12 protein-coding genes and 1 other RNA gene are annotated in these 12,060 nt (G+C 47.4%); 4 read left to right on the top strand and 9 right to left on the bottom strand.

Annotated features, from left to right (window positions below; genetic code table 11):
* Nucleotides 1–77: 77 nt before the first annotated feature.
* Complete coding sequence (locus ACRJJO_RS21140) at nt 78–272, bottom strand: hypothetical protein (RefSeq protein ID WP_431067548.1); 195 nt, start codon at nt 270–272, stop codon at nt 78–80.
* On the opposite strand from ACRJJO_RS21140, the gene ACRJJO_RS21145 reads away from it, so the two are divergent.
* The 3 genes from ACRJJO_RS21145 to ACRJJO_RS21155 are packed head-to-tail and all read left to right on the top strand — an operon-like array spanning nt 238 to nt 2,361.
* A complete protein-coding gene (locus tag ACRJJO_RS21145) occupies nt 238–843 on the top strand; it encodes a helix-turn-helix domain-containing protein (RefSeq protein WP_431067549.1) in 606 nt (201 codons plus the stop codon). The genes ACRJJO_RS21140 and ACRJJO_RS21145 overlap by 35 nt on opposite strands.
* Entirely contained in the window at nt 840–2,108 is a 1,269-nt protein-coding gene (locus ACRJJO_RS21150; RefSeq protein WP_431067550.1) for a type II toxin-antitoxin system HipA family toxin, read from the top strand. Before ACRJJO_RS21145 ends, ACRJJO_RS21150 begins: the two co-directional genes overlap by 4 nt.
* Nucleotides 2,109–2,151: 43 nt before the next feature.
* Nucleotides 2,152–2,361: a hypothetical protein gene (locus ACRJJO_RS21155; protein ID WP_431067551.1), complete on the top strand. Its 210-nt coding sequence runs from the start codon at nt 2,152–2,154 to the stop codon at nt 2,359–2,361.
* Nucleotides 2,362–3,001: 640 nt separating this feature from the next.
* On the opposite strand, the gene ssrA is transcribed toward ACRJJO_RS21155, so the two are convergent.
* From ssrA to ACRJJO_RS21170, 3 genes are all read right to left on the bottom strand, one after another.
* Nucleotides 3,002–3,376, bottom strand: a transfer-messenger RNA (tmRNA) gene (ssrA, locus tag ACRJJO_RS21160).
* A gap of 261 nt (nt 3,377–3,637) precedes the next feature.
* Nucleotides 3,638–5,224 (bottom strand): GTPase, encoded by a 1,587-nt coding sequence (locus tag ACRJJO_RS21165; RefSeq protein WP_431067552.1) that lies wholly within the window; start codon nt 5,222–5,224, stop codon nt 3,638–3,640.
* The gene (locus ACRJJO_RS21170) at nt 5,205–6,941 is read right to left on the bottom strand and encodes a GTPase (protein WP_431067553.1); all 1,737 of its coding nucleotides are present in this window, start codon (nt 6,939–6,941) and stop codon (nt 5,205–5,207) included. The genes ACRJJO_RS21165 and ACRJJO_RS21170 overlap by 20 nt, the downstream gene beginning before the upstream one ends.
* Nucleotides 6,942–7,098: 157 nt before the next feature.
* Here ACRJJO_RS21170 and ACRJJO_RS21175 point away from each other — a divergent pair, with 157 nt between their 5' ends.
* A complete protein-coding gene (locus ACRJJO_RS21175) occupies nt 7,099–7,518 on the top strand; it encodes a hypothetical protein (protein WP_014149050.1) in 420 nt (139 codons plus the stop codon).
* A gap of 315 nt (nt 7,519–7,833) precedes the next feature.
* Here ACRJJO_RS21175 and ACRJJO_RS21180 read toward each other — a convergent pair whose 3' ends face one another.
* The 5 genes from ACRJJO_RS21180 to ACRJJO_RS21200 form a co-directional block, all read right to left on the bottom strand.
* On the bottom strand, nt 7,834–8,508 hold the full coding sequence (locus ACRJJO_RS21180) for a DUF2959 domain-containing protein (RefSeq protein ID WP_431067554.1): 675 nt from the start codon (nt 8,506–8,508) through the stop codon (nt 7,834–7,836).
* Nucleotides 8,508–9,071 (bottom strand): uridylate kinase, encoded by a 564-nt coding sequence (locus ACRJJO_RS21185; RefSeq protein WP_431067555.1) that lies wholly within the window; start codon nt 9,069–9,071, stop codon nt 8,508–8,510. The genes ACRJJO_RS21180 and ACRJJO_RS21185 overlap by 1 nt, the downstream gene beginning before the upstream one ends.
* Nucleotides 9,068–10,441, bottom strand: coding sequence for an aminodeoxychorismate synthase component I (pabB, locus tag ACRJJO_RS21190; RefSeq protein ID WP_431067556.1), 1,374 nt, complete (start codon nt 10,439–10,441; stop codon nt 9,068–9,070). Before pabB ends, ACRJJO_RS21185 begins: the two co-directional genes overlap by 4 nt.
* Before the next feature lie 236 nt (nt 10,442–10,677).
* Nucleotides 10,678–11,496 carry a tRNA pseudouridine(38-40) synthase TruA gene (truA, locus tag ACRJJO_RS21195; RefSeq protein ID WP_431067557.1) on the bottom strand — a complete coding sequence of 273 codons (819 nt, stop codon included), beginning with the start codon at nt 11,494–11,496 and terminating at the stop codon, nt 10,678–10,680.
* A gap of 14 nt (nt 11,497–11,510) precedes the next feature.
* Nucleotides 11,511–11,999, bottom strand: coding sequence for a L,D-transpeptidase family protein (locus tag ACRJJO_RS21200; protein WP_431067558.1), 489 nt, complete (start codon nt 11,997–11,999; stop codon nt 11,511–11,513).
* Between the last annotated feature and the right edge of the window lie 61 nt (nt 12,000–12,060).

Raw genomic sequence — 12,060 nt, forward strand, 5'->3', positions numbered from 1 at the left:
ACACAAAGCCTTATTTAGGTTTCAAACTAAATCTTATAGTTAACCAGGAAAAAAGAATATTTTAACTATTTGATTTTCTATAGTGTTTTAATGCGTTTGCCCTGGATAAGGGGATAAAAAACCGAAATTTGATGTGCGAACACTATATGATTAAGTCGCTCGAAAAACATGCGGGCGCATTCAATCTTCGAATGCGCGATCATCCAATTCGGATTGTAGTCACCGACCGGCGTCGACATGAAAAAGCCTTTCGGCAGTTTGGCGTTGACCACTACTTCATCACGGATGCCGAGTTCGGCTACAAAGTTCCGTTCATTTTGGGAATCGGCGGCTTACTCGACTGTTCGACAACGAGAGCGCTACGGCCAAAAGGCAATATATATGCTGCCTTTTATGCTGCTGGTGTGGCACCCCTCAAAAGCAACGGATAAGTTGCCTTTAGAGATGAAAGCAACTAATATGTTGCCATCCATCGTGAAAGCAACATATGTGTTTACTAAGATGAATTCTTTACTCCACCAGATAAAACAACGGCGACTGACACTCGGCCTCAAGCAGAACGACATGATGTTGCGTGTAGGCGTATCTCGTCAGCAATATCAGCGCCTGGAATCAAAAGGAAACCCTAGGCTAGACACCTTGGAGTTGATAGCGAAGGGCTTGAATAGCGAACTTATGCTCATACCAAAGGAAAAGCTTGGCGCTGTCATAGCGCTGCTTGAACAGGAGAGTTCCGAGCTAGGTAAGGAGCATATGTCCCAGGCGACAAAAACTGCAAAAGAAGAGGCAAAGAAAAGTCTTTCAGATGATCCATGGCAGGACTTGCTGGGGGATGATTCATGAGCGAAGCCCAAGTCGATGAGATAAACGTAATCAAGTTGAGCCTGCACGACAGGCTGGTTGGCTATTTGGCTGGCTTTCAAGGCGGTAGAAATGTACTGAGCTTTGCCGAGGAATTTAAGAGTGATGTAGGCCGTCCTACCTTTAGCTTGATTACCCACCCAGCGTTTCCTCGTTCTGAAAAAATAATGGCGGAACCATGGGCAAGAAGCCAAAGGCTGCACCCTACATTGTCCAATTTACTTCCGGAGGGATCACTGAGAGAGTTGATTGCTCAAGGACTCAAAGTTCATGTCGACAACGAGTTCCATATTCTTTCATATTTAGGTGCTGACCTGCCTGGCGCCTTGGTGGCCGAGCCGATGGAACCAGATGATGTTCCAGATAGTATTCTCAAGACTCACGGCAAAGCTCGAGCAATAAAGTTTGACAAAGTATCACCGGAAAACAAATTTTCATTAGCCGGCGTTCAGATGAAATTTTCCATGAAGGAAAAGGACGGACGTTACAACCTTTCCAAAGGCGATGTCTTGGGCGATTGGATTGTAAAAACGCCTTCTACCAAACATAAAGATGTGCCGGTAAACGAATATACCGCAATGAAACTTGCGGAATTGGTCGGAGTGGACATTCCGGAAATTAAGCTGGTTGAGCTAAATAAACTCGATAATCTTCCGCAGATAAATCTGCCCGATGAAAAGCTAGCCTTCGCAATCAAACGCTTTGATCGCGATAATGATGCGCGCATCCACATGGAAGACTTTGCCCAGGTGCTGGTTAAATACGCCCATGAAAAATACAACTCGGCAAACTACGAGCAAATAGGCCGAATTATTTACGGTTTTTCTGGTGATGGTTTGGCCGATGCACAACAATTCGCTAGGCGATTGCTTGTCAACATTCTTCTCGCAAATGGAGATGCACATCTAAAAAATTGGAGTTTGATTTATTCAGATAAAATCACGCCAAGGCTTTCACCCGCATACGATATTGTTACCACGAGCGTATATATCGACGGTGAACGACATTTCGCACTGAATTTAGGCAAGACTAAAGAGTGGTATGACGTATCCTTGGCAAACTTTCAGTCATGGGCTAATCGTGCCGAGATTCCATGGAGAGTAATTAAACCCCACTTGGATGATGTCATGGAGAAGGCTCGAAATCTTTGGCGAGAGGCAATCAAAGATCTCCCAATAAATGAGGCGCACAAGCTGAAATTAAAGGACCATTGGAGTAATTTACACGAGGACTTTCGAATCAAATAGAGTTTGAAAATGTCATGATTGTTAAACCCTGGGTTTAACAATCATGACATTTCAAATCATGTATTTTACCCGCTGCTCCGACCACAGCCTTGGCGGATCCACCGCCAGGTCAAACAGAGTGATGTTGGGCGGCAAACAGTCATCCAGAATGGCCTCGACGATATCCGGCACCAACGTAGTCAGGTTCACCGATGTAGGTCTAGGCCTTGGTGTCGTATTCGATGTTTTTTGGGGCGAGCTCTTTATAAAGTGATAGGTCACGAGAGGCGGCTGCTTCCTTGATGCCAAAACGTGATACCAGATCAGTGCGGTTTACTGAGCCCAAGAAGTAGAGCTTGAAGTCTATGTGGAATAGACGAGACGCTACCGCTGAGACTGGTTTACTGCCGCCAACTGTTCTTCGATGTTTTGTGCCGTGTTTTTGGAAGTGGGCGACATTCGGCTCCCTGTTATCTATGGGCTAAAACATTCATTCTCTAAAACTGCTGAGCCGGTTACTGGATTGCCAAAGGTGCTGCTAACCGATTCGGGCTACATATAACTATTTAGTAGTATTTATTTGTAATTGATATGAAGGTGCGTGTCAATTTGATGACTACAATCATTTTAAGCTCTGATGAGATTGCTTCCTTCGCCTACCTAATTTATCCATCAAACTCCTTCGCTGAGCCCGAAAATAAGCCACTAATTTTAAAGGACTCTCAGCTCATGGACTTGGGCCTGGTGTGATAGGGAGAGGCACTGAGAGTATTTGGCCATTCAGAGAAGAATTGCCGGTGAAAGTCCACGATTACCAATGCGACGAAGTTCGCAACCCCTTCCCACATAAGGCCTGTAGCGCGGGACACAGGCATAAAAAAAGGTGAACTGAGATCAGTTCACCTTTTTTAATTTGGTGGAGGCGGCGGGGATTGAACCCGCGTCCGCAAGCACTCCGCCACAAGCTCTACATGCTTATCCTGCACTTTTGATTTAACCGCCGGCTACCCGTCAGGCCAAGAAAACCGTCGGCGATTCCGTTAGGATTTAGTGCGTCAGCTCCGGACAGGCATCGGCACGATCTTATGTGCTGTGACCCCTGAGTGATCCGAAGATCCTACCCGCATAAGCACAGATAGTCAGAGGAATGGTGGCTGTTTTTATGCAGCCAAAGCCATTGAGTAGTTTTCGTCGTTTGCGAATACTTTATTTCAGTAGGTTTTACGAGCTGTACTGTGCTCGGCATGCACTCAAGGTTTTGCTACCCACGTCGAAGCCATGTCGCCCCCTTAGTGTTGCGCGATATTAACAATTAAATTCAGCATTAGCAAATGTTAATTTATTATCGCACTTTGAACTTTCATCTTTCCATTTTTGCATCGTTCGCTTATAAAGACCTTCTTAATGACCGACAGTTCCTTAAATTTAAATTTAATTTTGGATAGGTTTGGGTGAATAGTGAAATGATTCGTGATTTCAACTACTTGTCAAGCGCCGTTTTCACCTTTCACCTTTCACCTTTCACCTTTCACCTTTCACCTTTCACCTTATCAATCAACCAACATTCTAGCTAAACGACTATCACTTCGTATCGTTTCGATACTTCCTTGGCTACTCTCGCATTGTCGTATTATCTGCTCGGCTTCTGCCGCAATTTCGCTACGTTGCTGACAAAGCCTCTCGATGGCATTGACGATTTCCGCTTCGATTTGTATCAGCGCTATTGCCACACCTTTTTTTAAACCTTTCAATGCGGCTTTTTCGAGCGAGGGCTTGAGTTTCTTCAAGATAAAAAACGGAATCAGCCAACTGAGGCCTACAAACAAGCTGCTATGAATCGCAAAGTTCGCCCCCAAATAGTTGCGGTAATCCAAACTGCTATGATAATAACCGGAAAAAACCTGGTAACCGACAAAACTCATCGCGCCGAGCGGCAGTACGATTTCGCAAAACCGCATGCCTTTTAAAAAAGCACGATGCGCGGCATGCCCAGGATTGGCCAAGGCATGCCTAACCGCGAGTTCGGTTTGGTCATACATGATTTTTTCGGCCTTGCCGCGTAATTGCAATAATTCGCGTTTTAGCGCGGCTGTCGCCAAGCCGTTGGCATCGGCTTGAAGAATGAGGTCGTCGAGCGCATCTTCATAACGGCTTTGCACCCACGCGTCCCATAACTCGCTTTGTTGCTGTTTCGATGCTTTATCATGTTCTGCATAATAGCAGGCCAATTGTCGAAGCGGCCATTCGAATCCTTGCTGTAAGGTTCGACCGGTGTCCTGCCAGCTCCGGCGCCAGAGCTCGGACAGCTTTCGATAATCCTGGTCGTTGCCGACATGTTTCAAGCAATCGACCAAACTCATTTTCAATGCATCCTTTCGAGCCTGAGTGTTTCGAGATTCTAATTGCTTGACTGTGGTTTCGGTCGCAAGTGTCGCAATCGTCTCAGCCAAGTTTTCAAATTCGTCGGGGAAATCGGGCTCGCCGCAGGCAGTCTTGAAAATAATCGGGGCATCAAATCCGGCCACGCTTAACTGCTCTTTAAAGTCGTCGTATTGCACCGCCTCCCCGCGATCCCATTGATTCATCACAAACAGCCAAGCATGACGCCCGCCTTCGGCCAGCAATAAACGCCAAGCCTTGTTATCCCGGTATCGTTCGGGACTGACGACATAAATCAACACATCGATATGCGGCAGCCATTGCAGCACGATTTCTTGATTGTGCAAGGCTGTACTATCGAAATCGGGCATATCGATCCAGATAACATTTTTATTCGTTTCGTCATCGTGCTCGGCCTGACGGATTTCATCGAACGGTAGGTTTTCCGGCAGTTTCGATAAATGCACCGCTCGATGGCGGTACATCGTCACCTCTCGCGACGTCGGACGCTCTACGCCGGTTTTTGCGATCGATTGGCCGGCTAAACGATTCAACAATGTGCTCTTGCCGACACCGGTCCCTCCCATGAATGCAACGATCAAGGGCCGGGATGACGAACGGTCGATCAGCGACTCCGGCGTTCTCGAGTCGATCGCCTCGAGCTGTCTCGCCGTATGTTGGTCTATCCATCCGGCCGCTACTGCTCGTTCGGCCCAACGTTTGGTGTTTGCGACTAAATCAGAGTAATCGTAATCCATGTTTTTTATTCTTGAGTTGCTGCTCGGCTTGTTCTAATTGCTCCGGGGTAATATTGAAATAGCTGTCCGAGGACAATTGCTCGGGCAATTTGAACAAGGCCTCTCGAAGACATTCGATATAAAGTTTTTGCCTGACAATTTGCAATTGCCGTTGCTTGAGTTCCGCTTCGACCTTATTCAAATAACTCCCCATCGCGCTCTCGGTCAAAAACGAAGTTACCGATAACATCGCCGGGGCTATGATTAAATCATGCAAACCCAATCCGCCGGCCTGAAGAGAAATGGCAACGGCCGCCGCATCGGTAGTCGCGCGGGTGGCTCTGAGACCGTTCAATACATAGGGCTGTTCCTGTAATTTTGCGTAGAGCCGGAAGGCCGCGCTTTCGACTTCCTGCTGAAAATCATTATGATAACGCAGCACGGCATCGTTGAATTCTGCCAATAACGCATGCCGCCGATTGCGCAACAGTCCGATACCACCCCGCCACCAAGCGCTATCGCCATTTTGCTCTGTTTTTTCCAGCAAGGCATCCATGATGCGAATCAATAAATGTTCTGCCAGATGATTCAATAAAGCGACCTCATGACTGCTGTCGGTAATACGAGACCTCTTCATTCCTATTTTCATGACTTGCCTAATCGGCCAGGTTAGGGCCTTGCGAGTACCCACCAAAACTCTTGCAAACCCGGGAATCTCCAATAAACTCAATAATTTCGCCAAGGCGCTTTGAAAAGTTTCATAATAACGAGGATGATTCAAGTAATCGTTCTGATACTGCGTTAACGACTGTTTAATCGAAGCATCGACAAGGCTTCGCCATTCTTGCAGCGCCATGTGTTCCGCGCGAACAGGCTCCAGCCATTCCTGCCAGTGCTTAAGCAGAAACTCTTGAACCACCTCATTGTTACGGCGGCGATTGACTTGACGAAACAATTTCCGGACCGCGGACCGCTCGTTTTCCGGCCATGTCGGTGCGGTTTGTTTTTGATAGAATAACGGCACGATAGTCGGGCAATCGTCGCTTCTCGATTGTCGCCATTTTTCGGTTAATGAACGGATTACGATATGCTCGCTACCTTCGGCCAATTTATTCACGCATATCAAGGTCGGTTGACGCAATGTTTCAATCGAACTCATCAGCTCCCATACCGATTGGTCGGCATATTTCTCTTTGCTGACGACCAAAATCACGATATCGGCCAATGCAATCGAACGCATTAACGCCTCGCTGTAACCAATCGCGCCGATCGAATCGAAATCGGGGGTATCCCAAACTAAGCACTCGGGCAATAAATCGGATGCTCCTATATTCTCGGTCAAGGCATAACATTCGAGCCTGTCCTTACGTAATTCGTCTTGGCGCACTTGTTGAAAACGTCCAAAGAAATGCTGTACGCTTTCACAGTCTTCAAGTTTGACCGCATTACAAAAACCTTGCGCATGCACGGTAAAGCCGGCCAATGGACTCACACCAGCCTGAGAGCTGTTCAGCAATAGATTGACCAAGGTACTTTTTCCGGCTTGCGTGGGGCCGACTACGGCCACTTGCAACGGTTGAAAAGTAAAGCGTTTATGCATATCGGCCTTGCGAATCGATGCTTCGGCCAATATTTGCCGATCGATGCGTTGCTGATACACTGCCTTCACCGCATCGCTTGCGGTATGCGAAGAAACCGTTTGATAGCGTTGCTTTAGTAATTGAATAAATTCCAGCATATTGATGTGGCTTAGGTTTATAATCGCCAAGTAATTCGAGCGTTCGACTTTACGCCGGACACCGAACAGGAAAATGGTATTTCCGAAAAATTAATTAGCTAATTAACATTATTATAAGAATAGTACACCAGACACTATAACGATTGAGGTTAACCCTATGAGGATTCTATCAGCCCTTTTGCTCTCCGTATTGACTTTATCGCTAACCGCTTGCGGTAGATCGGAACAGATTAACGGGCGAAGCAGTAGCACGGCTTACCGGTCGGTTAAAATGCTAAAGGAACGCTTGCCCCCGGAAAAACGAATTGAATTCGAAATCTCGTTCTGGACCATTCGTGACGCTTACAAAGACACCAAAGAGTTTTTGTCTCAAGTCGACGGCAAAAACCCGGACGAAATCATCGAAACAGGCCGAGAAATTTACCAGCAACGTAAAAACCAAGGCTTTAGAGAATACCAGCAATACAGTTCCTGGGAAGAAATGATCGACAAATATGCAAGGGAACGCCGCGAACAAGACCGACACATTAAACCCGATAAAAGGGATAAAGCCAACGACGTACTTTACAAATTGTAAAAGGCCGGACACGAACACAAGCGGGGCGGTTTCGTACCACGGATCCGCCCTTGCAGCTTATGTACCTTCGCACCTCAAATTTCGGCAGTGCCTAAGGAGGCACCGGGGTATTCGGTCCCTCTCTTAACGCTAGACGATTTTCGTAGGGTACGCTGTGCGTACCATGGTAACCCCGCGATGTTCATGTGCCAACCGAACCGCTAGGGCACGGATTTGGTACGCGCAGCGTACCCTACAATTTATGAATAACGATGAGCGCTCTAGCGTGAGAACGATAATTGCCGGGGAACTGAAGTTACATTTAATGACCGTATATTAAGCCGCAGGTAAGGCTTTTTGCTCGACCAAACCGGCGATAAAGCGATTCGCTTCGAAAATGGTCTGCTCCATCGCCTGAACCAACTGCGTCATATCCATGCTGATTTCTATGAACTCATGCTCAATCGCGGCAATCGCTTGTGCATTGAGATTATGCTTCAAAAACAATACCTGATCCTTGAACGCCGCCAATACCGGGCTGATTTTACTTTCGGCTCTGTGCATCGTTTTGATTAATTTAGCGTAATGCTGCTGGGATTGTCTTAATTGCTGTCGACTTTTGGTCTTCAACGAGCGATTAGTATACTCGTCGAGTTCATCTTCCCATTCTGCAAACAACGCACCAGTGACTTCTTCGATCGCGCGAATGCGACAACCGAGCTCATCCGACTTCGCCTTACAAAAATCGTATTGTTGTTGTAATAAACGATATTTGTTTTCTAGCGTCGAATCGTCAACGACGACAATCGTTTTAAATCGCTCCAGAGCGTTTTCGAAATGAATTTTGGTTTCTTGCAAGCTACCGCAGGCTTGTTCGACATGCCTCACCACCATATCTCGCTTCGGGTGCCCCATCGACTCCTTGGCCTGATAATAGGCTTGACGGGCTATCTTGCTCACTAAACGTCCGACCGAATTGAGCGTTTTTCGGGTTAAATTGTTATCTGCCATTAGAATTCATCTTTATTAACGACGCTTATTTTAAATCGGGCATTTTCGGTAAATCCGGGAAATGCCCAGTCGACAAAACCTAATTCCACAAGATTATTTAGGTCAGCGGTTTGCGAAATTTCAGCCGATTTGATCAAAATTAATTCATCGGCGACGAGCGTAACTGCAAGCCAAGCGGCAAGGCTGTCGGAAGTCACATCCCAGCTAGCGGGAACACCGGCTTGGTTCAGTTCATTGACATCGGGTGACCAAATGATCGGTTTTCCTAGGTCGAGCTGCCGAACAATATCGGCAATCGAGCCAGCCAATACACAATCGCGATGCATCGAATGCATCAGCAAGGCCATCTGCTGCATCGCCAAAAGGGCCATTTCGTGCGCGGTAATATCATCGAAGCGCCAACGCTGTTGAGCCTTCCGTACTTGTTCGGCAAAATCGCCGCCGCCGGGAACCCAAACACTGCCTTCCCGGTAGAAAGCTGCCGCTTTGTCCAAGCACGATTTTAAAGTTCCACCACGCTCAAGACTACCGCCGAACTTTATGACCCGCAAGCCGGTTTTCATACAACCGTTAGCTGACTCAAAACCGATATCATCGCCGAGGCTTTGTCGAAGCACTCCTGGTATTCCTCTTCCATCACCGAGTCGTTCACGATACCGCCGCCAGCCCAAAAACGAATCCTACCATCTGAATGCACTAAGGTTCTGATCGCGATATTGGTATCCATATTGCCGTCGAAACCCATATAGCCGATCGCACCGCAATAAACACCTCGCCGATGTGGCTCCAATTCTTCGATGATCTGCATTGCTCTGATTTTTGGCGCACCGGTAATCGAACCTCCGGGAAAACAGCTTCTCAGCAAATCCAAGCCATGCCGGCCTTCCGCCAATTCGCCGGTGATCGTGCTAACCAAGTGATGCACGGTCGCATAACTTTCGATATCGAATAAACGGGGAACTTTAACGGAACCATTTTTGCAATTCTTACTGATATCGTTACGCAATAAGTCGACGATCATGACATTTTCGGCACGATCTTTCTTGCTGCTTTCCAACTGACTGATTTGATCGAGGTCGTCGGCGTGACTCGATTTCCTCGGGCGCGTTCCTTTGATCGGCTTGGTTTCGACAAAGCCGTCACGAAGCTTTAAAAAACGCTCCGGCGAGGAACTCAACACGGATGCCTCCGGCGTATTCATATATGCGCTAAACGGCGCCGAATTTAATTTTCGCAGTTTCAAATAAGCCGCCCAAGGATCACCATGGCATGGTGCACAGAAACGCTGGGCAAGATTGACTTGGTAACAATCGCCATCTTTCAAATATTTTTTGATACGGCTAAAGGCTTCGGCATAGTCCGCCTGATCGAAGTTAGCTTCAACAGGCCCTGTAACATAAAATCCATTTTGCATCCCCTCTTCCGGCAATCGGCTAAACAATTTCGTTAAATTCGCCAATTGCGCCTCGTCGAGGTAACCGACCAAGCGGCTACGGCGCAGTTGATGATCGACAATCACAGCCCATTCGTAAATACCGACCGCCATTTCGGCAATATTTTCGGCATCTCGCGCTATGACAGGCATTTTTTCCAAGCGGCGAGCCAAATCGTAGGAAAAATAACCGATAGCGCCGCCATTAAACGGCAAATCGTCGAATCCCGGCCGTTTCGGTAGTAATTGTTTTTTGACTAATTCAAAAGGATCGTCGGTCGATTCGCTGACAACAACACCCCGTTTGATCTTGGTGACATTTCCATGTGTGACTAAGGTGCAAACCGGATCGGCGGCCATGATATCGAAACAGCCTTGGCGACTAACCGGGTATCCGCTATCCAAAAACACCGCCCAAGGTTTACCGGAAAACGGTGCGAACAAGCGAGCACTATCTTCGAAATAAGGAAGTGATTGATTGATGATTTTAGATATCGACATTTAGTAGAGGAAGGGAATTAACCGCTCGGAGTCATCCAAGATTCCGCAACGTTTGAGAGCACAGCATCGAATGCCGATGAACAAGATAGTAATTTTATAACATCCTAGGGTATTTAAGAAACGCAAATGGAACCGATACCAGGACAAGCGCATTTATCTAATTTCGGTAGGGCCCGAGGAGACGCAGGGGGTGTCCGAGAAGGATTTGTATAGGTCATCACTGAAAGAGCTAAACTTTAAGCCTTCGGACGATCATCAAAACGTTTCGCATCGGGCGGCAGTTTATCGAATACCGGCTGCTTAGTAATTCCGTAATGTTCCGGATAATAAACGCCGCCTAAATACAAGCCGTCGGGCGCCGCTGTGATTCCGCCTTGATTACGATCCTTGATCAGCAATAACTCTTGCGTCCAATCGACCGGCTGTTTATCCATACCTATTTCCATCAATACGCCGGCAATGTTTCTGACCATGTGGTGCAAAAATGCATTGGCCGAAATATCCATAATGACCTTTTCCTGTTTGCGGTAAACATCGATAAAATGCATCATGCGGCGAGGACTTTTGGATTGACAACCTTGCGCTCTAAACGACGAAAAATCATGGTCGCCAATCAAATATTGTGCCGCTCGATGCATTTTATCTGCATCAAGCGGCTGATAGCACCATGTGACTTGTTTGCGCAGCAAAGCCGATTTCATCGGCCTGTTCAAAATGACATAGCGATAAAACCGAGCAATAGCGCTATAACGGGCATGAAAATCGAAAACCGCCTGTTGCGCCCAAACGATCCTAATGTCATCGGGCAAATGAGTATTTCCGCCCATCATCCATCCGTACATAGATCGCTCGGCTTGCGTGTCGAAATGCACGACCTGTTCAAGCGCATGCACGCCTGCGTCGGTACGCCCCGCGCAAATTACCGTGATCGGCTCGTCGGCGATTTTAGACAGCGCGGTTTCCAGCTCGGATTGTACGGTTCTCCGCGCGGTTTGCCATTGCCAACCGAAAAAAGCGCTGCCGTCGTATTCGATTCCTAAAACGATTCTAGGCATCTCAATCTAATAATTTATTCATGAATATAAACTTCGGTATTGATCGCAACGCGCTCAAATAAATCGAGCAAATCGGCATTGATCATACGAATGCAGCCGTGTGATTCGGGCTTGCCGTTCATCAGTTCGTCGGGGCAACCGTGAATGTAAATATAACGCCAGGCCGTATCGACTGAACCGTAGCGGTTTTTTCCGGGCTCGAGGCCGCCCAACCAGAGAATTCGAGTCAAAATCCAATCGCGTTCCGGAAATTGCTCGGCTAAGTCCGGCGAATAGATTTCGCCGGTCGGCCTTCGCGCTTTGAAAACCGAATATATCGGGAGACCCACGCCGATTTTCGCGCGAATCTTATGCCAGCCGCGCGGCGTACATTCGCTACCCCTCAATTCGCCGAGGCCGTTTTTTGCCGTGGAAACGGGATAAGACTTTATAACCCGCCCTTCATCTACAAGTACTAAACGCTGAGCGGGAATCGAAATGTCGATGAATGAGCTGGGTTTCATGTTTTGAGCAGTTAGCAGTTAGCAGTTAGCAGTTAGCAGTTAGCAGTTAGCAGTTAGCAGT

This window comes from Methylotuvimicrobium sp., assembly GCF_050611805.1.
GTDB lineage: Bacteria > Pseudomonadota > Gammaproteobacteria > Methylococcales > Methylomonadaceae > Methylotuvimicrobium.